The following is a 24,844-nucleotide window of genomic DNA, read 5'->3' as shown; positions in this document are numbered from 1 at the left end:
GTCGCCAACCCTATGTTTATTAAGGTTTAATTTAACCATTGATTAACTTTTGGTTCACAATTTGAGGGGGTTTTTGTTGACTACATCTGTTAAGAAAATTGTCATCGTCGGCGGTGGCGCCGGTGGGCTGGAGATGGCAACGCAGTTAGGCCATAAGCTGGGTCGCAAGAAGAAAGCCGAGATTATCCTGGTTGACCGCAACCACAGCCATCTGTGGAAGCCGTTGCTGCATGAAGTGGCCACCGGCTCCATGGATGAAGGCATTGACGCTCTCAGCTATCTGGCGCATGCCCGCAACCACGGTTTTCAGTTCCAGCTGGGCTCGTTGACGAACATCAACCGTGAGAAAAAAGTCATCCAACTGGCTGAAGTCGTGAATTCGCAGGGGGAGGTATTGGTTCCCGAGCGCGAGCTGGCTTATGACACGCTGGTCATGGCGCTGGGCAGTACCTCAAACGATTTCGGCACGCCAGGCGTTAAAGATCACTGTATTTTCCTCGACAATCCGCAGCAGGCGCGTCGTTTCCATAATGAAATGCTGAATCTGTTCCTGAAATTCTCTGCCAGCGAAGGGGCGGTGGAGAAGGTGAACATTGCTATCGTCGGCGGCGGTGCAACGGGTGTTGAGCTGTCGGCAGAACTGCACAATGCAGTTAAGCAGCTACACAGCTACGGGTATAAAGCACTGGGCAGCGAGGCACTCAACGTCACGCTGGTGGAGGCGGGCGAACGTATTCTGCCTGCGCTACCACCACGTATCTCCTCTGCGGCCCATCAGGAGCTTAGCAAGCTTGGCGTACGTGTTCTGACACAAACGATGGTGACCAGCGCAGACAAGCTGGGCCTGCATACCAAAAGTGGCGAGTTTATTGAAGCCGACTTAATGGTCTGGGCGGCAGGGATTAAAGCGCCTGACTTTATGAAAGCGATCGGCGGGCTGGAAACCAATCGCATCAACCAACTGGTGGTGAAAGAGACACTCCAGACCACGCTGGATGACGACATCTATGCCATCGGTGATTGCGCGTCCTGCGCCTTACCCGGCGGTGGATTTGTGCCCCCGCGCGCGCAGTCCGCACACCAGATGGCATCCTGTGCGCTGGATAACATCCTGTTGCAATACCAGGGCAAGCCGCTCAAAGCCTATGTTTATAAAGACCACGGTTCACTGGTTTCTCTGTCACGCTTCAGCACCGTAGGAAGCCTGATGGGCAATCTGATGCGCGGATCGATGATGATAGAAGGGCGCATTGCCCGATTTGTCTATATATCACTGTATCGTATGCATCAGGTCGCGTTGCACGGTTATGTTAAGACCGGGCTAATGATGATCGTGGGCAGTCTCAACCGGGTCATCCGCCCCCGTCTGAAGCTTCACTAATCGCATCATCTGATTTTGTTTTAACCCGCTGATTTCATTGCTAACTTGTCTGTTATGCCGTGAAGTCAGCGCGGTATCCGGCCCCCTCATCGTCGCTCAGAACTCTCCGAAAACGTGGCACTAACGCTTCAGGCACGCTTTTCTTCCCATTGTCTGATATTGCAAAAGCTTTACATCTGTAAAACTTATCTCAACCAAACGGCGAGTCGCGCACGTCGGTTCTGCCAGAGCTGTAAGGGATTTCCCAGCGGCAGGAATGCGCGGTAACACTTTCAGGAGGAACTTCCTGTGAATAAATCAATGTTAGCGGGTATCGGTATTGGCGTGGCAGCGGCACTGGGTGTAGCCGCCGTAGCAAGCATTAACGTGTTTGATCGCGGTCCACAATATGCACAGGTGCTGTCAGCAACCCCAATTAAAGAATCGATTAAACAACCGCGTCAGGAGTGTCGTAACGTGACGCTGACGCACCGTCGTCCGGTTCAGGATGAAAACCGTATCGCCGGTTCAGTACTGGGTGCGGTAGCCGGTGGTGTTCTCGGCCACCAGTTTGGCGGCGGTCGTGGACGCGACGTCGCAACGGTAGCCGGTGCGCTGGCGGGCGGTTATGCGGGCAACCAGGTTCAGGGCGGTATGCAGGATCGCGATACCTACACCACCTCTGAACAGCGTTGTAAAACCGTGTACGACAAGCAGGAAAAAATGCTGGGTTATGACGTCACCTATAAGATCGGCGACCAGCAGGGTAAAATCCGCATGGAAAACGATCCCGGTACCCGTATCCCGGTTGACCGTAACGGACAGTTAATCCTGAACGGCGATAAAGCATAAGATCCAGGGCAAAGCTTGCCGCATTGCGGTCACACAGCACACCATGAAACACGAAAGCGCATCTCCGGATGCGCTTTTTTTATGGGTCACCATGAAGGCTTTACCAACCTGCGTGACCCGATGAAGCCGCCGGGCGAGCCGAACACAGCGATAAACCTTATTCTGCTGAGCGGTAAAGCGGTGCGCGCCAGACAACATCGCCCTCAGACCGGGTCAGTCGGTAAGGTCGCCACCTTCACCAGCCATCGCCGCACAGCGCCTTCATCCTCAGAAGACAGATCGGCAAGCAGACCCGCTTCGGCCGCCTTAACGGCCGCTTTGCTCCGGGTCAGAACCTGCTGTCCTTCATCCGTCAGGCCAATAATCTGAATTCGACCATGCTCCTCGTGAGGGCGACGGTGGATCAGGCTTGCCCGCTCAAGGTTGCTGACAATCACGCTCATGGTTTGTGGCGTCAGCAAGGAGAGCCGGGCCAGTTCGGCACCCGATGCACCAGGGTAGGCTGCCAGCATCGTCAGCACGGAAAACTGGGGCAGAGTCAGGCCCGTGGCTTTCAGGGCATGTTCCATCCGCATCTTATGAACGGCATGCGCCTGACGAAGCAGATAGCCAATGTGGCCTTTTGTGCCGCGCATGCCTTCTCCAGGGCCGGGCAGCGACAGATTGTGCGATCCTGACTTGCGCATAATGTAAGAACTCTTATATTGTTGTTCGTGTTCTTATATTAACAGGCAGGATTGATTATGGCATCGTATTCTCACCACCGAAGCGACTGGTCCACATTTGAACAGGCAGCGCCCGAGGTCGTTGCAGCGCTGGGCATGCTGGGCAAGGCGGTTGACCACGCAGGCCTGGATAAAACATTGACCGAACTGATCAAACTCCGGGCATCGCAGTTGAATGGCTGTGCATTTTGCCTTCAGTTTCATCTTAATGTGGCGCGTAAAGCCGGGCTGGCTTCAGCGAAAATCGATTTAGTCGCGACCTGGCGCGACGCGGGCATTTATTCCGGGCGTGAAGCGGCCGCTCTGGCATGGACGGAGGCGCTTACGCTGATGGCACAGCAGCCGATTCCGGATGGGCTATATGATGAGGTCAGTACCCTGTTTACGTCGCAGGAGATGATTTTCCTGACCTCGGCAATTGGGGCGATCAACGCCTGGAACCGAATTGCAGGTGCGTTGCAGTTTGCTCCGCCGCTGCCCAGATAAGTACAGGGCACGCCGTTCCGGATAAGCCTGTTTGCTCACGAGGCCGTCGGAAGGCAGGCATAAAAAAAGCCGCCCTGAGCGGGGCGGCTTCGCTTGATGCTGGTGGTGAGCGGGTTAAGAGGCGACCCGGTTTTCCATGAGCTGTGCCATAAACGACTGCACCCATTCCATACGCACCTTCCTTTCCGCCAGTTCACGGGTAAAGCGCAGGCGCGTCGGGCCTTCAAGCTTCCACTGCTTCGCATCTTTTTGCAGCAGGCCGATTAGCCAGGCAGGATCCACACTGTTTTGCGGCGCGAAATCAAAATAGCCACCTTTATCGCTGGCTTCGATTTTACGCACGCCAAGTGCTCTGGCCTTCATCCTCAACAGGGCAATGTCCAGCAGGTTACGGGCCGGATCGGGTAGCAGACCGAAGCGGTCGATCATTTCCACCTTCAGCTCCTGCAACTCGTCTTCTGCTTCGGCACTGGCGATGCGTTTATACAGCGACAGGCGCGTATTCACGTCCGGAATAAACGCCTCAGGCAGCAGGGCGGGCATACGTAACTCGACTTCAGTTTGATTGCTGGTGAGATCTTCGAGGGAAGGTTCCCGACCGGCTTTCAGGGCATCGACCGCATTTTCCAGCAGTTCCATGTAGAGTGAAAAGCCCAGCGTTTCCATCTGACCACTTTGTTCTTCACCCAGCAGTTCGCCCGCGCCACGAATCTCCAGATCGTGCGTCGCCAGGGCAAAGCCTGCGCCCAGATCTTCCAGCGAGGCGATCGCTTCCAGGCGTTTTTGCGCGTCGGTCGTCATGGCTTTCGGGTGTGGCGTCAGCAGCCAGGCATAAGCCTGGTGGTGCGATCGGCCTACGCGTCCGCGCAGCTGGTGCAGCTGCGCCAGCCCGAAGTGGTCGGCGCGCTCAATAATAATGGTATTGGCCGTTGGGATATCAATGCCGGTTTCAATAATGGTGGTGCAGACCAGAACGTTGAAACGCTGATGATGGAAGTCATTCATCACCCGCTCAAGGTCGCGCTCGCGCATTTGCCCGTGGCCGATGGCGACGCGCGCCTCTGGCACCAGTTCCGTCAGGCGCTGAGCGGCTTTCTCAATGTTCTCAACATCGTTGTACAGGTAATAAACCTGACCCCCACGCAGGATTTCGCGCAGAATCGCTTCGCGGATCACCAGATCGTCAAATTCCCGAACAAAGGTTTTTACCGCGAGTCGACGCGCTGGTGGCGTGGCGATGATGGACAGATCGCGCATTCCGCTCATGGCCATATTCAGGGTGCGGGGGATCGGCGTAGCGGTCAGCGTCAGAATATCGACATCGGCACGCATCGCTTTGATGCGCTCTTTATGACGCACGCCAAACCGGTGCTCTTCATCCACAATCAGCAAGCCCAGATCGTGCCATTTGATATCGCTCATCAACAGCTTATGCGTACCAATCAGAATGTCGATTTTGCCTTCGCTGGCTTCCTGTAGTATCTGGTTTTGCTCCCTGGCGCTGCGGAAGCGGGACAGCATTTCGATGCGCACGGGCCAGTTAGCGAAACGATCGCGGAAGTTATCATAGTGCTGCTGTGCCAGCAGCGTGGTCGGCACCAGCACCGCCACCTGCTTATTGTTTTCCACCGCCAGGAAGGCGGCACGCATCGCCACTTCTGTTTTACCGAAGCCCACATCGCCACAGACCAGACGATCCATCGCCAGCGGCTGACACATATCGCTTAACACGGCATTGATAGCCTGAGCCTGATCGGGCGTGGTTTCAAACGGGAAACTTTCGCAGAAGAGCTGATACTGCTCGCGGTCGTGTTTAAAGGCATAGCCGCTTTTTGCCGCGCGCTGCGCATAGATATCCAGCAGCTCAGCGGCGACGTCGCGCACTTTCTCGGCCGCTTTCTGACGGGCGCGTGACCAGGCATCGCTGCCCAGCTTGTGCAGCGGCGCGTTTTCATCGGCGCCACCCGCATAGCGGCTGATCAGATGAAGCGAGGAAACCGGCACGTACAGCTTGGCATCGTTGGCATAAGAGAGCATCAGATACTCGGCCTGGATGCCGCCGGCTTCAAGCGTGGTCAGGCCGATATAGCGGCCCACACCATGTTCAAGATGCACGACCGGCTGCCCCGGATGCAATTCCGCCAGGTTGCGGATGAGAATGTCCGGATTAATGGTACGGCGCGTATCCTGGCGGCGACGGCTGATGCGCTCGCCCAGCAGATCGCTTTCACAGATCAGCGCACGATGGCCTTGCGTATCCACAAAGCCACGCTCGCTGGCGCCGATCATCAGCGCATGCTCTCCGGCGCTGACCTCGCGCAGATGATGAATGGCCTTAGGGCGAATTTTAATGCGCCCCAGCAGCTCTTGCAGGCTTTCACGGCGGCCTTCGCTCTCCACGGAGAACACGACGCCGCCGCTGAACTGCTCCAGAAACTGACGCAGGTTATCCAGCGGGGCTTTCGCCTGGGCCTGAACCGATAAGTCCGGCAGAGATTCATAACCCAGGTTGGTGTTGGCCGCTTTGGCAGGCAAAACGTCATGGGTCATACGGATGCGCGGCCAGGCTTTCAGCTCGCTCATCAACGCATCCGGCCTCAGCCACAGCGTGGCGGGCTCAAGCAGCGGACGCATCGGGTCAACACGGCGATTTTCGTAGCGCGCGTTGGCATCATTCCAGAATCGGTCTGCGCCGCCTTCCAGATCGCCGCAGTTAACAATCAGCGTATTATCAGGCAAATAGCTGAACAGCGAGGGTAACGGCTGTTCAAAGAACAAGGGTTGCCAGTATTCAATACCGGCGGGCAGGGTGCCTTTGCTCACCTGCTGATAAACATGCTCGGCTTCACGGCGAACATCAAAAATTTCACGCCAGCGGCTGCGGAAGAGCTCTATAGCGGCTTTATCGCTGGGAAACTCGTGGGCCGGCAGCAGATTGATGGCGGGAACGGCTTCCAGCGTGCGCTGGCTGTCGACGTCAAACAGGCGCAGGCTGTCGATCTCGTCATCAAAAAAATCAATACGGTAAGGTTGCTCGCTGCCCATCGGGAACAGGTCGAGCAGAGCGCCGCGGGTCGCGTATTCCCCGTGCTCCATCACCTGGTCCACATGGCGGTAGCCCGCCTGTTCAAGCTGATCGCGCAGGCGATCGCGTGACAGTTTCTGACCCTGCTGCATCACCAGCGCATGGCCGTGCAGGAAGCTGTGCGGGCAAACGCGCTGCATCAGCGTGTTGACCGGCATAATCAGCATGCCGCGCTGCAAGGTAGGCAGTTGATACAGGGTGGAAAGACGGGCCGAAATAATGTCCTGATGCGGTGAGAAACTGTCATAAGGCAGCGTCTCCCAGTCTGCGAGATGCGTGACAGGCAAATCGGTAAACTGACGAATCTCGTCCAGCAGTCGCAGGGCGGTTTGCGTATCGGGTGTAATCATTAACACCGGACCAGCATGACGCTCGGTAATGCTGGCACACTCAACCGCGTGCGCAGCGCCAGTCAGCTGGCCGAGCTGGCGTTGATCGCCAGATTTCACGGGCAGGGTATAGCGAGTCGGTTCGGACATGTGATCTCGAGGTTGCTCCATTTTTACCAGGGCGTAATCATTCCATAATACGCCATGGGGATCACCTCTGCGGTAAATTTTTCTACCGCTTCGCCTTTGGGCAGGCGTGACTGAAGGGTTGCTGTGTGTAAATCTTTTTTGCGAACAAGGTCCGCAGGAAAGTCAAACGGGTACATCAGCGCGACGTTCATTGCCGTCATCACTTTAGGATACGGAGTATATCGGCTTCCGCGCTGAATAATCGTACGATTAACCCCCTCTTTGTAGCCTAATCCTGTGCATCGAACACTTTCCTAACCTATTCTGATACAACTTTGCAGCAGACTCAGAGGGTTAGTGGTTTCATAAAGTGGGCCGCTCCTTTATCATCCTCTCTACTTATTTTCCAGCAACTGCACATTGGATTCCATGTATCAACCTGTCGCGCTATTTATCGGTCTGCGCTACATGCGCGGAAGAGCCGCAGACCGTTTCGGTCGCTTTGTCTCCTGGCTCTCCACCATTGGTATCACGCTTGGCGTGCTGGCAATGATTACTGTGCTGTCTGTGATGAATGGTTTCGAGCGAGAGCTTGAGGGCAACATCCTGGGCCTGATGCCGCAGGCGCTGGTCACCAGCGACAAAGGCAGCATCAATCCTCAACAATTCCCGGCATCCGCTCTTAAGCTGAACGGCGTTAACCGCATTGCGCCGTTAACCACCGCGAACGTCGTGCTGCAAAGCCCACACAGCGTTTCGGTTGGGGTGATGTTAGGCATTCAGCCGGATGAAAAAGACCCGCTTACGCCCTACCTCGTTAACACCCAGCAGACTGTGCTGCAGCCGGGACAGTACAACGTTATCCTGGGTGAACAACTGGCCTCGCAACTCGGCGTCAAACGCGGAGATACGCTGCGATTAATGGTGCCGTCGGTGAGCCAGTTCACCCCGATGGGCCGCGTACCGAGCCAGCGCTTATTTACCGTCGCCGGAACCTATGCGGCTAACAGCGAGGTGGACGGCTACCAGATCCTCGTCAATCAACAGGATGCCTCACGGATAATGCGCTATCCGGCAGGGAATATCACCGGCTGGCGTCTGTGGCTGGATAAACCGCTGCAGGTAGATACCGTCACTCAGCAACGCTTACCGGCGGGGATGGTATGGAAGGACTGGCGCGAGCGTAAAGGGGACCTGTTCCAGGCCGTGCGCATGGAGAAGAACATGATGGGGCTGCTGCTGAGCCTGATTATTGCCGTCGCTGCCTTTAATATCATCACCTCGCTGGGCCTGTTGATCATGGAGAAGCAGGGCGAAGTGGCTATTCTGCAAACCCAGGGATTAACCCGCCGTCAGATTGTCGCCGTCTTTATGGTACAGGGCGCCAGTGCCGGCATCATCGGCACGCTGCTCGGTGCACTGCTGGGCGTGCTGTTAGCCAGCCAGCTTAACAACCTGATGCCGGTTATCGGCCTGTTCCTGGATGGCGCGGCGCTGCCCGTCGATATTAATATGTGGCAGGTGGTGACTATCGCCTTCAGCGCAATGATTATTGCTCTGCTTTCCACGCTTTACCCTTCATGGCGCGCTGCCGCCGTACAACCCGCTGAGGCTTTACGCTATGAGTAACTCTCCTTTGTTGCAGTGCCGTGACCTGTGCAAACGCTATCAGGAAGGCAGCGTCCAGACCGACGTACTGCGCAATGTGACCTTTGATGTGCAACCTGGTGAACTGATGGCGATTGTTGGCAGTTCGGGTTCAGGTAAAAGTACCCTGTTGCACCTGCTGGGCGGGCTGGATGCGCCCACCTCGGGAGAAGTGGTGTTTGACGGACGTTCGCTAAACGGGATGTCATCCTCTGCTAAAGCGGAGTTACGTAATCGTGAGCTCGGCTTTATCTACCAGTTTCACCATCTGCTGCCTGATTTCACCGCGCTGGAAAATGTCGCCATGCCGTTACTGATCGGCAAAGTGGCTAAAGGCGAAGCGCAGACCCGCGCGCGCGAAATGCTGGCGGCGGTCGGGCTGGAACACCGTGCGGCGCATCGTCCCTCGGAACTCTCTGGCGGTGAACGTCAACGTGTGGCTATCGCCCGTGCGCTGGTTAACCGCCCGCGCTTGGTCATGGCCGATGAGCCAACGGGTAACCTGGATGCGCGCAACGCCGACGCGATTTTCGAACTGTTGGGTGAACTGAATGTGCGTCAGGGCACCGCGTTTCTGGTGGTGACACACGACCTGCATCTGGCGAAGCGCATGTCGCGGCAGATGGAGATGCGTGACGGCCAGTTAAGCGATCGCATCGTTCTTGCGGGAGCGGTCTGATGGGATCGTCGTTATCGCTGCTGTTGGGGCTGCGTTTTAGCCGCGGTCGCCGTCGGGGGGGAATGGTTTCGCTGATCTCCGTTATTTCCACGATCGGTATCGCCCTGGGCGTGGCGGTATTAATCATTGGCCTCAGCGCAATGAACGGATTTGAACGTGAGCTGAACAAGCGCATTCTTGCCGTGGTGCCGCACGGGGAGATTGAAGCGGTTAATCCGCCGTTTCAGCACTGGCAGTCCATGATTGCACCGATTGAGCAGGTACCGGGTATCGCCGCTGCGGCTCCCTATATCAATTTTACCGGACTGATTGAAAGCGGCACAAAGATGGAAGCGCTGCAGGTTAAAGGCGTGGATCCGGCGCAGGAACCGCGTCTAAGCGCGCTGCCGCAGTTTGTCACAAACAATGCCTGGGCAAGCTTTGCGCCGGGTAAAAGTCAGATCATCCTCGGCGGCGGCATTGCTCAGGCGCTGAACGTGAAGCAGGGCGACTGGATCACCATCATGATCCCTAACAATGATGGCGAAAATAAGCTACTGCAACCTAAACGCATTCGTTTGCAGGTGAGCGGCATTCTTCAGTTGAGCGGCATGCTGGATCACAGCCTGGCGCTGGTGCCGCTTGCGGATGCGCAGCAATATCTGGATATGGGCGACAACGTCACCGGTATCGCGCTGAAAATGAACGATCCGTTCCAGGCGGCCAAACTGGTGCGGGCGGCCGGAGAAGTCACGCACGCTTACGTCTATATCAAAAGCTGGATCGGCACCTACGGCTATATGTACCGCGATATTCAAATGATCCGCGCCATCATGTATCTGGCGATGGTGCTGGTTATTGGCGTGGCCTGTTTCAACATCGTTTCCACGCTGGTGATGGCCGTGAAAGACAAGAGCAGTGATATTGCGGTACTGCGCACGCTGGGGGCGAAAGACGGGCTGATCCGCGCCATCTTTATCTGGTATGGCCTGCTGGCGGGCTTACTGGGCAGCGTCAGCGGCGTAGTGGTTGGGGTGCTGGTGGCGCTCAACCTCACTTCGCTGATGAAAGGGCTGGAATCCCTGACCGGTCACCATTTATTAGCGGGCGATATCTATTTCATTGACTTCCTGCCGTCTGAATTACACTGGCTGGACGTGTTTTCGGTATTGATTACCGCTATTGTGCTAAGCCTGCTGGCAAGTTGGTATCCGGCGCGGCGCGCCAGTCGTATCGATCCGGCTCGCGTGCTGAGCGGCCAGTAATCAGCTCAGGCACCCGCGCCTGACAGCAGGATGATGTAAACCTTAAACCGACCACCGGGCCTCATCGCCCGCTTTATATTGAACCGCGGTAGCTGCCTTTCGCTACCGCACCAGGAGACTTTATGCGTACACCTCGTCGCCGTTTACGACTTGCCCGCCTGAAGAAAACGCGCAGAAAAGTGCATCAGCGCTTTCGCCAGCGTATTTTCGAACGCGATCGTCAGGCCGAACTGGCGGCGCACCCGTTGCCGAGAATCGTTGTCTTAACGGGTGCGGGGATATCCGCAGAATCGGGAATTAACACCTTTCGTGCCGCTGACGGATTATGGGAAGAGCACCGGGTAGAAGATGTCGCGACGCCAGAAGGTTTCAGACGTGACCCGGCGCTGGTTCAGCGTTTTTATAACGCCCGTCGCCAGCAGCTACAGCAGCCGGAGATCCAGCCCAACGCGGCACATCTTGCCCTGGCGGAGCTGGAACAGGTATTGGGCGATAACTTTCTGTTGGTCACGCAGAATATCGATAATTTGCATGAACGCGCGGGCAACAGCCGCGTGCTGCACATGCACGGCGAGCTGTTAAAAGTGCGCTGCGCCAACAGCGGCCAGGTTATCGACTGGCATGAAGATGTCACGGCAGAAGATCGCTGTACCTGCTGTCAGTTCCCCTCGGTGCTGCGTCCGCACGTCGTCTGGTTCGGCGAAATGCCGCTCGGCATGGAAGAGATCTACCAGGCGCTGGAGCAGGCGAATCTGTTTATCGCCATTGGCACCTCGGGCCATGTTTATCCGGCCGCCGGATTCGTCCATGAGGCAAAACTGCAGGGGGCGCATACGGTAGAGCTGAACCTTGAACCGAGCCAGGTCGGTAACGAGTTTGCCGAAAGCCACTATGGACTGGCCAGCGAGGTGGTGCCTGCTTTTGTGCATAAGCTGCTGCACGCGCTACACAAATAACGCCTTGTGCCACCGGATGAATCGCGGGCTACTCGCCCGCTGTTCATCCAGACAGGTTTCCAGCGTCCTTCTGTCCTCCTTCGTTTCCGCGCGATCGCCGCACCATTTTTTCCGCCCGGTTACCCTTGCGTGTCGCCTGTCCGCAGGCTGCCAGCGGCCCCACGCAGACCCGCACAGCGGTCAAAAACAGGCCCAGCTTTAACGCTGCGGGCGACGGCCGTGAAAAGCGTGCGAAAATCGCCGCAAAAAACAGCAGTTGCATGCTTTTTAATGCAATTCGCCATTCTTAATTTGCCGCACAGGGACTAACCTGAAGGATAATGATTTGACGCAACGCGACCGCTTGCTCGTCTGTTAATAATAACGGGCGGCAAATTTTAAGGATGGCATATGAAGCAATTACTCGAACGCTTTTTGCGTTATGTGGCAGTGGAAACTCAGGCAAAACCTCAGGCACGTCAGGTGCCAAGCAGTGAAGGGCAGTGGATTCTGGCCCGCCAGCTGCAGGAAGAGCTGCTGGCGTTGGGCTTTGTTGATGTCAGCCTCAGCGATCACTGCTGCGTGATGGGCACGTTACCGGCAAATGTTGACTGGTCAACGCCGGTTATTGGCTTTATTTCTCATATGGATACCTCGCCGGATTTTACTGCGAAAAATGTCAATCCGCAGATCATCGAAAACTACCGGGGCGGAGATATTGCGCTGGGAAATGGGGATGAAGTGCTGTCACCGGTGATGTTTCCGGTGCTCCATAAGCTGACGGGGCACACGCTGATTACCACCGACGGAAAAACCCTGCTGGGTGCTGATGACAAAGCCGGTATAGCAGAAATCATGACGGCGATGGCGCGGCTGGCAGAGAGCGATATTCCGCACGGCGCGATTCGCGTTGCCTTCACCCCGGATGAAGAGATTGGCCGCGGCACATCGCATTTCGATGTTGAAGGTTTTGCGGCCGACTGGGCTTATACCGTTGACGGTAGCGATGTGGGCGAATTCGAATACGAAAACTTCAATGCGGCTTCGGCGCTGGTGAAGGTGGTGGGTAACAACGTTCACCCTGGCTCCGCGAAAAACGTGATGGTGAATGCGCTGGAACTGGCCACCCGCTTTAACGCCGCGCTGCCTGCCGGAGAGAAACCAGAGTGCACTGACGGCTATGAAGGCTTCTTCCATCTTCACCAGATGAAGGGCACGGTTGAAAATGCGGAGATGCACTACATCATCCGTGATTTCGATACGGCAGCCTTTGAACAGCGGAAAAATACGCTGCTGCAGGTGGCGGAGGAGATCAACAAGGGATTGCATCCGGACTGCTCTGTTACCGTGGAGATCAGCAACAGCTATCGCAACATGCGTGAGAAAGTCGAACCTTTCCCGCACATTATCGACCTGGCCCTGCAGGCGATGCGCGACTGCGGCATCGAGCCGGTGGTGAAACCGATTCGCGGCGGTACGGACGGTTCGTCGCTGTCATGGAAAGGGCTACCTTGTCCAAACCTGTTTACCGGTGGCTATAACTATCACGGCAAACATGAATTTGCGTCGCTGAATATTATGGCGCAATCGGTTGAGGTTATCGTCCGTCTGGCGGCGCTGGCGGGGCAGAGAAAAGCCTGAATATAAAAGGCCGCGTTGCCCGACAGGGCAACGCGGCCGTTAAAACCGTGGCAACGGCAAGGCGTTATTCCGCGCTAAAGTACCAGTAACCGGCGTTGACCAGCCCGGCAATCTGCGCCAGTACCGCGGGATCGTCCAGCGCATCACCCAAATCCTCAAGCGCGATTTCATGATTGTGCGCCAGCACAGCCATGACCGCCGGGTGCGCGCATTCAACGCGTTCGCCGTTGATATAGACGGCATTGCCCAGCGTCAGGACACGTAAGCCGCCAAGGCGCGACAGCACATCGCCCTGCTGCAGCGCATCGTAGATTTCATCGGGCTGATAAGGCGGCTCCGGCGGCGCAACGTCAAGTTCATGTCGGGACTGCGAAATAAACTCACCCAGCCACTGTTCAAAATGCGCTGGCTGATTCACCACATCCAGCATCACCTTGCGCAAGCCTTCGACCTCCTGCGGCAGGATCAGCGACGGGCAGTCACGCGCGGGCACGTCCGGATCGCTGTAACGCAGGCTACCCAGCTCATTCGCCAGCGCGTAATCGGCAAAGCCGCTAATCAGCTCACGCCCGCTGGGCGCGCGGAAGCCCACAGAGTAGTTCAGAGCATTTTCCAGCGAGTATCCTTCGTGCGGAAATCCGGGTGGAATATACAGAATATCGCCCGGCTCCATCTCTTCATCAATGATGGCATCGAAAGGTTCGACCTGAAGCAGGTCAGGATGAGGACAATGCTGTTTCAGCGGTACTTTTTCTCCGACGCGCCAGCGACGACGGCCGGTGCCCTGAATGATAAACACATCATACTGGTCAAAGTGCGGGCCAACGCCTCCGCCGGGTACGGAAAAGGAGATCATCAGGTCATCTAAGCGCCAGTCCGGCAGAAAGCGGAAAGGGCGCATCAGCGCGGCGGAAGGCTCATGCCAGTGGTTCACCGCCTGCACCAGCAGTGACCAGTTGTTCTCACCCAGGTGGTCATAACTTTCAAACGGACCGTGGCTGACCTGCCACTTTTCGTTTTGCTGGCTGACCAGACGGCTGTCGACCTCATTTTCCATAGCTAATCCCGCCAGTTCATCAGGCGAGATGGGATCGATAAAGTTCTTGAAGCCACGCTTCAGCACCACCGGGCGCTTTTGCCAGTAACGCTGAATAAAATCGGGCCAGTTGAGATCGAGCTGATAATCCATAGAGAGATTCCGCTAAGGGCTGTAAATACCCGCAAGTATAACAGCCCGCGGCGTGAACTACTCGCGGCGATGTTCCATTTCCTGCCGCTCAAACACCACTTCCATGCGCGCACCGCCTAACGGGCTACTGGAGGCAATCACCTTACCGGCATACTGTTCGAGAATATCGCGAACTACCGCCAGCCCCAGCCCCTGACCGGGACGTAAGGTATCGGCGCGCTGCCCACGCACAAATATCATATCGCGTTTGCTTTCAGGAATGCCCGGACCGTCATCATCAATATAAAGATGCAAGGCATGGTCGGTCTGATGGGCGCTGACTTCAATAAATTCCAGACAGTACTTGCAGGCGTTATCCAGGACGTTACCCAGCACTTCCATAAAGTCATTCTGATCGCCGAAGAAGGTGGTTTCCGGTGAGATATCCAGCGTGATTTCGACGCCTTTACGCTGATAAACCTTATTCAGCGCTGAACACAAGCTGTCCAGCAAACCGGACACTGAATGCAGATCGCGCTGTAGCGGATTGTGATCGGCCTGCATGCTGGCGCGGTGCAGGTAATATCCCACCTGCTGCGAAATGCGGCTGATCTGCTCCAGCATAATCGGTTCGGCCTGTTCCACCGTTAGCTCTTTACCGCCGCGCAGAGAGCGCAGGGTAGTTTGCAGCACCGCCAGCGGCGTTTTCAGGCTATGGGTCAGGTCAGCAAGCGTGGTGCGGTAACGGGTATACCGCTGACGTTCGTTGGTCAGCAGCAGATTAAGGTTACGTACCAGCGAACGTAACTCCTGCGGCGGATTGTCATCCAGGTTTTCACGCTGTCCGGTTTCCAGCTCGCGCACCTGAAGCGTTAAATGCCCGATTGGACGCAGGCTCCAGTGGGCCGCCAGCCAGAGCAAGGGAACGATTAAAATCAGGTTGGCCGCCAGCACATAGCTGAACCATGACCAGACCACATCGGAATGCTGAAGCTCCTGCGGAATCGTATCGACCACGACAATGGTCAGCGCGGGCAGATTGGTTGTCGCGTCATAGCGGTTTACCGCTACCGAGTGGGTAAAGGTATCCTGATCGTCATCGTCATTATCCCAGGCGTGGAGCTGCTGCTGAGCGGTAAGGTTATCGCCCATCGCAGCCCGGCTGGTGCTGTTGTTGGTATCTATCTCATAGAAGTCCGGCTTCAACAGCCATTCAGGTTGGATCTTTTCACGAATTTCCGGCACGTCGCGCTGCTGCCAGAGCAGTTTGCCGTGTTCATCATAAATAAATACCAGCGTTGGGAAATTGAGCATCGTGCGCTCAGGCTGGGCGATGGTGAGCTTATTATCTTTCCACTGTGCCAGGGTGAAAAATAAATTACTTTCTCCCCGCATCACGCGATAGGTATTTTTATCAAAACTTACCACATAGCCAATGACCGCAACCATGCCATAAGAAAGGGAAAGAATTAATACAATGGCGGCGGAAGCCAGTAAGAAGCGCGTCCGCAGCGAAATAGGGCGATAGCGTTTAAACCAGGACATCATCAGAGATCAAAGCGGTAGCCCTGGCCGCGAACGGTAGCGATGACTTCGTCAGAATGCAGCGCAAGAATCTTTTTACGCAGACGTCCCATTAAGACATCGATCGTGTGACTTTCACGTAACTCTGCATCGGGATAAAGCTGCAGCATTAAGGAGTCTTTACTCACCACTTTGCCAGCGTTGCGAATAAGGGTTTCCACAATCGTGTATTCAAATGCGGTCAGCTTAACGGGCTGGTCGTGAATCGTGAGTTCGCGACGGGATAAATCCACCTGAAAGGGGGCCATAGCAATAATCTGCGACGCATGACCGCTGTTGCGGCGCATTAATGCCTGCAGGCGTGCGGCGACTTCCTCAATATGAAAAGGCTTCGTCACATAATCATCCGCACCGGCTTCCAGGGCTTCGACTTTCGCCTGCCAGCCTTCGCGTGCGGTCAGGACCAAAATAGGCTGACGCACGGCGTCATTACGCCAGCGACGAATTAACGACATGCCATCTTCGTCCGGTAATCCCAGATCGACCAACGCAATGTCGGGCAGATGTTCCTGGAGAAAATAATCGGCTTCTTTGGCATCTTCGGCAGCATCAACCTGATGACCCATTTCTCGCAGTTGTACTGAAAGATGGTGGCGCAGCAGGGCATTATCTTCCACAACCAGAACACGCATAGGATTTCCTTTAGCATCAGATCGAAACGAATTTAAACAAGTATAAGCGAAATGAACTAAACAGCAGGTTAACGCAGACCGGCGGCAACCGGTCTGCAGGCAGGATTTTATTTCAGGTCATCAACCATCTGAATCGCGCGACCAATATAATTTGCCGGGGTCATCTGTTTTAAGCGAACTTTTTCGTCTTCCGGCAGCGCCAGGCTGTCGATAAAGGCCTGCATACCGGCCGCATCAACGCGCTTGCCACGGGTCAGTTCTTTCAACTTCTCATAAGGTTTTTCAATACCGTAGCGACGCATAACGGTCTGGATCGGCTCTGCCAGCACTTCCCAGTTATGATCCAGTTCGTCAAGCAGACGATCCCGGTTCACTTCCAGCTTGGAAATGCCTTTCAGGGTAGCCTGATAAGCGATCAGCGCATAACCCACGCCCACGCCAAGGTTACGCAGCACGGTAGAGTCGGTCAGATCGCGCTGCCAGCGGGAAACCGGCAGTTTGCTGGCCAGGTGCTGCATCACCGCGTTTGCCAGGCCCAGATTGCCTTCTGAGTTTTCGAAGTCAATCGGGTTTACTTTATGCGGCATGGTGGAAGAGCCGATTTCGCCCGCGATGGTTTTTTGTTTGAAGTGGTTGAGCGCCACATAGCCCCAGATATCGCGATCGAAATCGATCAGGATGGTATTAAAGCGGGCGATGCAGTCGAACAGCTCGGCAATATAGTCGTGTGGCTCAATCTGGGTGGTGTAGGGATTCCAGGTAATGCCCAGCGAGGTCACAAATTCTTCGCTTAACTGGTGCCAGTCGGCTTCCGGGTAAGCGGCAATGTGCGCGTTATAGTTGCCCACGGCACCGTTGATTTTGCCCAGCACTTCAATCTGCGACAGCTGGCGTAGCTGACGTTCCATGCGGTAGGCCACGTTGGCCATCTCTTTACCCATGGTGGACGGCGTTGCGGGCTGACCGTGAGTGCGTGACAGCAGAGGAATGTCACGGTATTCCTGCGCCAGTCCCTTTACCGCGGCAATCAGCTGCTGCCAGTAAGGCAGAATGACATCGCGACGCGCCGTTTCCAGCATTAACGCGTGAGACAGGTTATTGATGTCTTCAGAGGTACAGGCGAAGTGAATAAACTCAGACACCGCGTGCAGCGAAGGCACGTCAGCCACTTTTTCTTTCAGGAAATACTCAACCGCTTTCACGTCATGGTTAGTGGTGCGCTCAATCGTTTTGATGCGCGCGGCGTCCGTTTCATTGAAACTGGTGACAATCCCATCAAGGAAAGCGTTTGCGTCAGCATCAAATGCAGGAACTTCCTTGATCTCTGCGGTCGCAGCCAATTTTTGTAACCAGCGAACTTCAACCTCAACGCGGAACTTCAGCAAACCAAATTCGCTGAAGATTGCGCGCAGCGGGCTGACTTTATCGCCGTAACGACCATCGACAGGTGAGACGGCGGTCAGAGAGGATAATTCCATCAGTGCAACTCCTGATTCATTTACGGTGTTTGCCCCACTGACTCAGTAAGCCAGTGGCAGGCGGGATAAAAGGGCTTTGGCTTCGCGCAGCAGGCGCTGGCGCGAAAACATCAGCTGCAGTCGGCCTCCGCCGACCTGCTGCCAGAGTACGGCGGCACGAATACCGGCCAGCAACGTGGCGCGAACTTTACTTTGTAACAGGGAATTCTGCAGGACAGCCGGGGAACCGGTAACCTGAATGCGCGGCCCGAGCGGGCTGATGACATCCACATAAATACCGGCCATGGCGCTCAGAATCGTGTCCGATTCCAGTTCGTAATGCGCCAGTTGGCGATCGAGCTGGCTGATGCGCTGGGCCAGCGTATTCATGGCCTGCTTGTTGGCATTCAGTTTGCGCTCCAGCACCATCAGACTCAGCGTATAGCGGGTCAGCTCTGCGCTGGCGCCTTTACGGTTGCTGCTGTTCAGCACCGCCATCAGGGTTTCAAGCCCAAGGCGCAGGTTGGCTTCATTGTTGCCGAATACCGCCAGCGTGGAGGTGGGGTTGAGATCCAGCACGCTGCGCAGAGATACCGTCAGCGCTTCAGGCTGACAGTGACCCTGATTGGCTAACTGCTGCACCAGATGGGCAGCCTGGCAAATGCCCGCCAGCGCGAGGGTGATTTCCTGATAGTTTTTTGCCACGGTCACTCCTGTTTACGCGTTATTAGCGCCGGTATTATGCGGCAACCCAAGGCAAACGCTCTTCAATGATGCCGCCACCCAGGCAAACATCGCCAAGGTAGAACACCGCAGACTGCCCCGGGGTGACCGCGGCAACCGGTTCGTCGAACCGGACTTCAATTTTGTCATCGCCTTGCGGAATGATTTCGCAGGGGATATCGGTCTGGCGATAGCGGGTTTTCACCGTACAGCGCAGCGGGGCGCGGAGCGGCTGACGATCGACCCAGTGCAGTTGCTGGGCGATGAGGCCGACCGACATCAGACGCGGGTGATCGCCACCCTGCGCCACGATCAAACGGTTACGCGCCACGTCTTTATCTACCACATACCAGGGATCGTCTTTGCTTTCTTTCATACCGCCGATGCCCAGCCCTTTGCGCTGGCCCAGCGTATGGTACATCAGCCCCTGATGCTCACCGACAACCTGGCCATCAACGGTTTCGATTTCACCGGGCTGAGCGGGCAGGTAGCGCGCCAGGAATTCACGGAACTTGCGTTCACCGATGAAACAAATGCCGGTGGAATCTTTTTTCTTAGCCGTGATTAATTCAAGCTCTTCAGCGATGCGGCGGACTTCGGGTTTTTCCAGCTCGCCGACCGGAAACAGGCTCTGGGCAATTTGTTCGTGGCTGAGCGTATAAAGGAAGTAGCTCTGGTCTTTGTTTCCATCCCGTCCGCGCAGCAGATGGCTGCGGCCGTCACTGTCCTGACGACGGACGTAGTGACCGGTTGCGATAAAGTCTGCGCCCAGATCTTCAGCGGCAAACTCCAGAAACGCTTTGAACTTAATTTCTTTATTACACAGGATATCGGGATTCGGTGTGCGACCGGCCTTGTACTCTTCAAGGAAGTGCTCAAAGACGTTATCCCAGTATTCCGCCGCAAAATTCACTTTGTGCAGTTTAATACCCAGTTTGTCGCACACGGCTTGCGCATCCGCCAGATCGTCAGCGGCGGTACAATACTCCTCGCCATCGTCTTCCTCCCAGTTCTTCATGAACAGGCCTTCAACCTGATAGCCCTGCTGTTGCAGTAACCAGGCGGAAACGGAAGAATCGACGCCGCCGGACATCCCGACGATCACTTTTTTCTGGCAGTTATCAGACATCACAAGCTCGCAAAACAATAAAACAGGCGGCGCATTCTATCACGCTGAAGTCGGGTGCGCACCTGCATGAAACGGCCAGTTGAACGGGCTAATCAGGTCTAACGGGTAGCGAACCCCCTGTTGCCATCGACGTACGCTTTCTGCCACCAGCGGCGAACGCAGGTTAGATGCCGTCAGTATCTGCTCTGGCGGCAGCCACCAGCAGCGGTCAATGTCGCTGTCCTGTGGAGCGGTGGGCAGTGGCGCATCCAGATCCAGACCAAACAGAAACCGCACAAAAGGCGTATTATCGGGGGCTATCCACTGGTTGATTCCAATAAAATACTGCACCGCGGCGTCAATTCCTGTCTCTTCAATCAGTTCACGCTGCGCGGCTTCATGAAGCGTTTCGTCGGCTTCAAGATGACCGGCGGGCTGGTTCCAGGTTGCCACACCGTTCACCTGTTCTTCCACGACCAGAAGTTTTCCCTGTGCCTGTACCAGGCACGCCACGGTGACATGCGGTTTAAACATCAATCCTCCGGAATTGTTAACTTGAAGTTATGGAAATGATAACAGCATTCAGACTAAGGTGCTGATATCCCGCCATTCGCCGGGGGCCAGATTATCCAGCTCAAAGTCACCCATCGCATAGCGCACCAGGCGCAATGTCGGGAAGCCAATATGGGCGGTCATGCGTCTGACTTGGCGGTTGCGTCCTTCATACAGGGTGATTTTCAGCCACTGCGTGGGTATCGCTTTTCGCTCACGAATGGGCGGCTGACGTGCCCACAACCATTCGGGTTCTGCTACTTTTTCGATACCGGCTGGCAGAGTAAGGCCGTCTTTCAGATTAACCCCATCCCGTAGGGGCTGCAGATCGCGCTCTTCTGGCGCGCCTTCAACCTGAACATAATAAATCTTGCCGGTACGCTTGCCGGGCTGGGTGAGCGCGGCCTGCAAGGCTCCATCGTTGGTCAGCACCATCAGTCCTTCACTGTCGCGGTCAAGACGACCCGCGGCATAAACCTCGCTCACATCAATAAAATCTTTAAGCGTCCGGCGGCCGGCTTCGTCCGTAAACTGCGGTAACACATCAAAGGGTTTATTGAACAGGAGCACTCGCCTGACGGCAGGCGGCGCTACCGCTTTACGTTGTACGGGGCGAGTTTGTCGGCTGAATCGTTTATTTGGTTGAGAAGTCTGATTAGTTTTTCGCATAAGCTTTGCAGTCAGAAACATTCAGCGCATTATAACGCGAAATTGCGGTGATTGGCGTGGCGTCAATATTCAAGTAGTATTGACGCGCATCTTACAAATCATTAACAAAAAATCGCTCGAAGGAGAGGTTAATGGAAAGCAAAGTAGTTGTTCCGGCGGAAGGTCAGAAAATCACCCTGAATCAAGGCAAACTGGTTGTGCCAAACAACCCGGTTATCCCTTATATCGAAGGGGATGGTATCGGTGTTGATGTTTCACCAGTGATGCTGAAAGTGGTTGATGCCGCTGTGAAAAAAGCCTACAACGGCGAGCGTAAAATCTCCTGGATGGAGATTTATACCGGCGAAAAATCGGTTGAACTTTACGGTCAGGATGTCTGGCTGCCGCAAGAAACCCTCGATTTAATCAAAGAATACCGCGTAGCGATCAAAGGTCCACTGACCACGCCAGTCGGCGGCGGCATCCGTTCTCTGAACGTTGCGCTGCGTCAGGAACTTGATCTGTACGTTTGTCTTCGTCCGGTTCGTTACTACACCGGCACACCAAGCCCGGTTAAACGTCCTGAAGATACCGATATGGTGATCTTCCGTGAAAACTCAGAAGATATCTATGCCGGTATCGAGTGGAAAGCGGGCACGGCAGAAGCCGACAAAGTGATCAAATTCCTGCGCGAAGAAATGGGCGTGAAGAAAATTCGCTTCCCACAGAACTGCGGCATCGGCGTTAAGCCTTGTTCGGAAGAGGGGACCAAGCGCCTGGTGCGTGCGGCAGTGGAATACACCATCACTAACGATCGTGATTCACTGACTCTGGTTCACAAAGGCAACATCATGAAGTTCACCGAAGGCTCATTCAAAGACTGGGGTTACCAGTTAGTGAAAGAAGAGTTCGGCGGCGAGCTGATCGATGGTGGTCCATGGATGAAGTTTAAAAATCCAAACACCGGCAAAGAGATCGTTGTGAAAGACGTGATCGCGGATGCCTTCCTGCAGCAAATCCTGCTGCGTCCGGCTGAATACGACGTTATTGCCTGTATGAACCTGAACGGCGACTACATTTCCGACGCCCTGGCGGCGCAGGTTGGCGGTATTGGTATCGCACCAGGCGCAAACATCGGTGACGAATGTGCCCTGTTCGAAGCAACCCACGGTACAGCACCGAAGTATGCGGGTCAGGATAAAGTGAACCCAGGTTCCGTCATCCTGTCAGCTGAAATGATGCTGCGTCATATGGAATGGTTCGAAGCCGCAGACCTGATTGTTAAAGGCATGGAAGGCGCAATCGCTGCCAAGACCGTGACCTATGACTTCGAACGTCTGATGGATGGCGCTAAACTGCTGAAATGTTCAGAGTTTGGTGACGCGATTATCGCGAATATGTAAACCATCATCGAGTTTGACCACATACGGGGACCCAATGGTTCCCGTTTTTTATTATTAGCAATCTAACATTTATCAAATTTATTTATCAAAACTCTTGCAAGGCTGATGTTTTTTATAAGGATATGTAATAAATACTTTCATTAAAGTTGACATGGAATGAAAACTAACTATTTCAAATTTGACTTATTTCCACAAAATGGACGTCCGCTTTTTTCACAGATTAGGAACTCTTTGATCCAGCTATCAGGACCAAATGTCGAATCGGCTCTAATCAATGGTTCTTATTACTCTGTACATCACGTATCACGTGATGTTTTTATATTCCTCAAAACTAATGACACAGACGTTTTAAAAACCATCAACAGAACTACTAACAGTTATCAGGATATCTCAAATCTTCTTCAGGCAAATGAAGAAGTTGCATTTGCCTCTTATATAATCGCAAAGCCCAATTGCATCGGATTCAGCTCTACAATTTACGGCCCTAAAATAGGAGCCTTTGCGACATTTTATGATCATCATTTTTTTAATTCTAATAATAACAACAACCTGCGCTTTGAAATAATTTCTAAAACAATTACACCTGCACAGGCATTGGGATTCGCACATATTGGAAAAATTAATGTTAAGCTTGAAGCAACGTCACCTTTTGCTATTAGGGAATTAACCAACTTTCTAGGTGTAACTCCTGTTGAATTAAATGATGTTGACAGCTTCGAGATAACAATAAAACCAAAACGCGCACAAAACATTCGTGATACAATCGTCCCTACTTTGACAAACCTTCCGCAAGGCTTGATAGATATGACCTTAGCCGCTAAGCGAGCAATAGGCGATCAGGTTGAAGAGTTGCATATCACTACTTCAGGATGTATATCTGATTTAATCAATCCGAGAGCACAGATAGCTGTCCACACACAAATGGATAATAATTTCAATAACAATAATGATCTTTGTTTAGCGGGCTATTGATATGACTAAAACAACCCCATTAATCTTTTTTTTAGGTCTGACCAATGGGATTGGATTCGTACTATATTTTTTTCGCTATACAATCTTCCCTAATGTTAATTTTGTCGAACATTTAGATGGCCTAGGCTCTGCTATCGCTTCTTACGCTACAGCCATGATGGCTCTGGTTTTTGCATTAATTGTTATACTCACATCTTTAGATAATAATAATATCCGAAAATTCAAAGCTTATGGGTATTTGAAGTCAACCTATTTTTTTTATTTTGTCTGTTTTATTGAACTTGGCATTACTTTTTTTCTAGCCTTGTTATGTTTATCAAACATCAAAGTTTATTTTGTTGCATCACTCGCTTTGATGTTCAGTTTTATTACTTTCTTCCAAGTGATACTCGTTGTAGCTCAGGTTATACTGCTTTCACTTAAACCGTAATTACCATGTTCTAAATTGTTATCCACTCTTTTCCTCTATCGTCGTTATAGCGATCCGTCTGAATCTGGGATTTATGACCTAGTAGTTTTCTTGTATCTATACCTTGTTCTTTATAAAGACGTTCTGCTAAAGAACGCTGTTCATGAAAGGTTGCTGGTGTATCACCACTCCAATCGATTTTAGCTTTATCTCTTGCCTTGATGAAGTTCATAGTTATTGTATTTGACTTGACCTGAGAACCCCGCTCCGCCATTGAGGTGGCTCGAAAAAAATGTACTAAATACTTACTCACTGCATAGTCTCTGCAGCGTGCAATAACATCGCGAAGGCTCCAAATTAATATCACTGAGTCGTAACGAAAGTGGAATGGCTATTTTGCTTCCTGTTTTCTCCTGAACGATATGTAGTTGGTCATCCCAAATATCGCTGAATTTCATGTTTGAAATGTCCCCTAGGCGCTGGCCTGTTACTAGCACGAGAAGCATTGCATTGCCCATATAGCGATGATTGCAGTCAGCTATATCAAAGATTTTCTGCCATTCTTCTAGGCTCAGTCGTTGCCTGGTTATTCTTCGTCGAGGTTGTTTTGTTGCAAGAGGCGGATTATGTCCGGGTGGCACTTCTCCATAATGTTGAGCTTCTTTGAAAACATCAATAAAGACTGAGCGGATCACTTGTGTCATTCGTGGTTGTCCAGCGACAATATACTCGTCAAGAATTTGGGCTATGTCCCGAACGTCGACAGCTGAAATCATTTTCATGCCAACGCGTTCTTTCAATAATGAAACTGGCTTAGCTTTTTGCTTATATGTATTCAGCTTAATATCTCCAGCCTTAAGTCTCTCATCTTGAATTTTCCAATAGCGTTCAAGCCATGTAATTGTATTAATTGATTTCCCTTTTGTGGTCGCAACTCGGTCACTCAAAGCAAGGATTTGCCTTGTTCTTTGTTCAGCGAGGCGAGAATTAGCCTCAATGGCGATAGCTGTTGCTTCGTCTTCATTTGTAGCCGCACTACTCGCTGGCGTGATGGCGTGATGGCGTGATGGCGTGAT

General features: G+C 53.6%; 22 protein-coding genes and 1 pseudogene. 11 read left to right on the top strand and 12 right to left on the bottom strand.

Annotated elements, in window-relative coordinates:
• Window positions 1–76: 76 nt before the first annotated feature.
• Both NXS97_RS05120 and NXS97_RS05115 read left to right on the top strand, forming a co-directional pair.
• Window positions 77–1,381: an NAD(P)/FAD-dependent oxidoreductase gene (locus NXS97_RS05120; RefSeq protein WP_085980258.1), complete on the top strand. Its 1,305-nt coding sequence runs from the start codon at window positions 77–79 to the stop codon at window positions 1,379–1,381.
• Between the two features lie 288 nt (window positions 1,382–1,669).
• Window positions 1,670–2,212, top strand: coding sequence for a glycine zipper 2TM domain-containing protein (locus tag NXS97_RS05115; RefSeq protein ID WP_013025383.1), 543 nt, complete (start codon window positions 1,670–1,672; stop codon window positions 2,210–2,212).
• 203 nt (window positions 2,213–2,415) lie between these two features.
• Here NXS97_RS05115 and NXS97_RS05110 read toward each other — a convergent pair whose 3' ends face one another.
• A complete protein-coding gene (locus tag NXS97_RS05110) occupies window positions 2,416–2,847 on the bottom strand; it encodes a MarR family winged helix-turn-helix transcriptional regulator (RefSeq protein ID WP_227008725.1) in 432 nt (143 codons plus the stop codon).
• Between the two features lie 108 nt (window positions 2,848–2,955).
• Between NXS97_RS05110 and NXS97_RS05105 the strand changes: the two genes are divergently transcribed.
• Window positions 2,956–3,423: a carboxymuconolactone decarboxylase family protein gene (locus tag NXS97_RS05105; RefSeq protein ID WP_041457567.1), complete on the top strand. Its 468-nt coding sequence runs from the start codon at window positions 2,956–2,958 to the stop codon at window positions 3,421–3,423.
• Between the two features lie 114 nt (window positions 3,424–3,537).
• Here the strand turns inward: NXS97_RS05105 and mfd are convergent, their stop codons facing one another.
• Both mfd and NXS97_RS05095 read right to left on the bottom strand, forming a co-directional pair.
• Entirely contained in the window at window positions 3,538–6,987 is a 3,450-nt protein-coding gene (mfd, locus tag NXS97_RS05100; RefSeq protein ID WP_116219646.1) for a transcription-repair coupling factor, read from the bottom strand.
• Window positions 6,988–7,010: 23 nt separating this feature from the next.
• Window positions 7,011–7,178: a hypothetical protein gene (locus NXS97_RS05095; RefSeq protein ID WP_162471031.1), complete on the bottom strand. Its 168-nt coding sequence runs from the start codon at window positions 7,176–7,178 to the stop codon at window positions 7,011–7,013.
• A gap of 217 nt (window positions 7,179–7,395) precedes the next feature.
• On the opposite strand from NXS97_RS05095, the gene lolC reads away from it, so the two are divergent.
• The 5 genes from lolC (at window position 7,396) to pepT (ending at window position 13,112) form a co-directional block, all read left to right on the top strand.
• Window positions 7,396–8,595: a lipoprotein-releasing ABC transporter permease subunit LolC gene (gene lolC / locus NXS97_RS05090; RefSeq protein ID WP_014593442.1), complete on the top strand. Its 1,200-nt coding sequence runs from the start codon at window positions 7,396–7,398 to the stop codon at window positions 8,593–8,595.
• On the top strand, window positions 8,588–9,292 hold the full coding sequence (lolD, locus tag NXS97_RS05085) for a lipoprotein-releasing ABC transporter ATP-binding protein LolD (protein WP_014606120.1): 705 nt from the start codon (window positions 8,588–8,590) through the stop codon (window positions 9,290–9,292). Before lolC ends, lolD begins: the two co-directional genes overlap by 8 nt.
• Window positions 9,292–10,536: a lipoprotein-releasing ABC transporter permease subunit LolE gene (lolE, locus tag NXS97_RS05080; RefSeq protein ID WP_014593444.1), complete on the top strand. Its 1,245-nt coding sequence runs from the start codon at window positions 9,292–9,294 to the stop codon at window positions 10,534–10,536. Before lolD ends, lolE begins: the two co-directional genes overlap by 1 nt.
• 122 nt (window positions 10,537–10,658) lie before the next feature.
• Entirely contained in the window at window positions 10,659–11,492 is an 834-nt protein-coding gene (gene cobB, locus NXS97_RS05075) for a Sir2 family NAD+-dependent deacetylase (protein WP_014593445.1), read from the top strand.
• Between the two features lie 390 nt (window positions 11,493–11,882).
• A complete protein-coding gene (pepT, locus tag NXS97_RS05070) occupies window positions 11,883–13,112 on the top strand; it encodes a peptidase T (protein ID WP_116219648.1) in 1,230 nt (409 codons plus the stop codon).
• 64 nt (window positions 13,113–13,176) lie between these two features.
• Here pepT and NXS97_RS05065 read toward each other — a convergent pair whose 3' ends face one another.
• The 8 genes from NXS97_RS05065 to rluE form a co-directional block, all read right to left on the bottom strand.
• The gene (locus NXS97_RS05065) at window positions 13,177–14,301 is read right to left on the bottom strand and encodes a cupin domain-containing protein (RefSeq protein WP_013025393.1); all 1,125 of its coding nucleotides are present in this window, start codon (window positions 14,299–14,301) and stop codon (window positions 13,177–13,179) included.
• Window positions 14,302–14,358: 57 nt separating this feature from the next.
• Entirely contained in the window at window positions 14,359–15,825 is a 1,467-nt protein-coding gene (phoQ, locus tag NXS97_RS05060; protein ID WP_033765901.1) for a two-component system sensor histidine kinase PhoQ, read from the bottom strand.
• A 2-nt stretch (window positions 15,826–15,827) separates the two neighbouring features.
• Window positions 15,828–16,496 (bottom strand): two-component system response regulator PhoP, encoded by a 669-nt coding sequence (phoP, locus tag NXS97_RS05055; protein ID WP_013025395.1) that lies wholly within the window; start codon window positions 16,494–16,496, stop codon window positions 15,828–15,830.
• A gap of 107 nt (window positions 16,497–16,603) precedes the next feature.
• Window positions 16,604–17,974, bottom strand: a complete 1,371-nt coding sequence (purB, locus tag NXS97_RS05050) for an adenylosuccinate lyase (RefSeq protein ID WP_013025396.1) — start codon at window positions 17,972–17,974, stop codon at window positions 16,604–16,606.
• A 42-nt stretch (window positions 17,975–18,016) separates the two neighbouring features.
• Entirely contained in the window at window positions 18,017–18,658 is a 642-nt protein-coding gene (hflD, locus tag NXS97_RS05045; protein ID WP_015700544.1) for a high frequency lysogenization protein HflD, read from the bottom strand.
• A 34-nt stretch (window positions 18,659–18,692) separates the two neighbouring features.
• Window positions 18,693–19,805, bottom strand: a complete 1,113-nt coding sequence (gene mnmA / locus NXS97_RS05040) for a tRNA 2-thiouridine(34) synthase MnmA (protein WP_014606115.1) — start codon at window positions 19,803–19,805, stop codon at window positions 18,693–18,695.
• A 39-nt stretch (window positions 19,806–19,844) separates the two neighbouring features.
• Entirely contained in the window at window positions 19,845–20,318 is a 474-nt protein-coding gene (locus tag NXS97_RS05035; RefSeq protein WP_013025399.1) for an NUDIX domain-containing protein, read from the bottom strand.
• A 48-nt stretch (window positions 20,319–20,366) separates the two neighbouring features.
• On the bottom strand, window positions 20,367–21,026 hold the full coding sequence (rluE, locus tag NXS97_RS05030) for a 23S rRNA pseudouridine(2457) synthase RluE (protein ID WP_022623601.1): 660 nt from the start codon (window positions 21,024–21,026) through the stop codon (window positions 20,367–20,369).
• Window positions 21,027–21,136: 110 nt separating this feature from the next.
• Here rluE and icd point away from each other — a divergent pair, with 110 nt between their 5' ends.
• From icd to NXS97_RS05015, 3 genes are all read left to right on the top strand, one after another.
• Window positions 21,137–22,387, top strand: a complete 1,251-nt coding sequence (icd, locus tag NXS97_RS05025; RefSeq protein WP_013025401.1) for an NADP-dependent isocitrate dehydrogenase — start codon at window positions 21,137–21,139, stop codon at window positions 22,385–22,387.
• A 156-nt stretch (window positions 22,388–22,543) separates the two neighbouring features.
• Window positions 22,544–23,359 carry a hypothetical protein gene (locus NXS97_RS05020; RefSeq protein ID WP_116219650.1) on the top strand — a complete coding sequence of 272 codons (816 nt, stop codon included), beginning with the start codon at window positions 22,544–22,546 and terminating at the stop codon, window positions 23,357–23,359.
• 1 nt (window position 23,360) lies between these two features.
• A complete protein-coding gene (locus NXS97_RS05015) occupies window positions 23,361–23,789 on the top strand; it encodes a hypothetical protein (RefSeq protein WP_259231756.1) in 429 nt (142 codons plus the stop codon).
• 10 nt (window positions 23,790–23,799) lie between these two features.
• Here NXS97_RS05015 and NXS97_RS05010 read toward each other — a convergent pair.
• A pseudogene (locus NXS97_RS05010) lies at window positions 23,800–24,802 on the bottom strand (tyrosine-type recombinase/integrase); the annotation flags it as partial.
• Window positions 24,803–24,844 lie beyond the last annotated feature (42 nt).

Source organism: Pantoea sp. B623 (genome assembly GCF_024814475.1).
Taxonomy (GTDB): Bacteria; Pseudomonadota; Gammaproteobacteria; order Enterobacterales; family Enterobacteriaceae; genus Pantoea; species Pantoea ananatis.
Note: the sequence above shows the minus strand (reverse complement) of the source record. Positions and strands in the feature narration are given on the sequence as shown.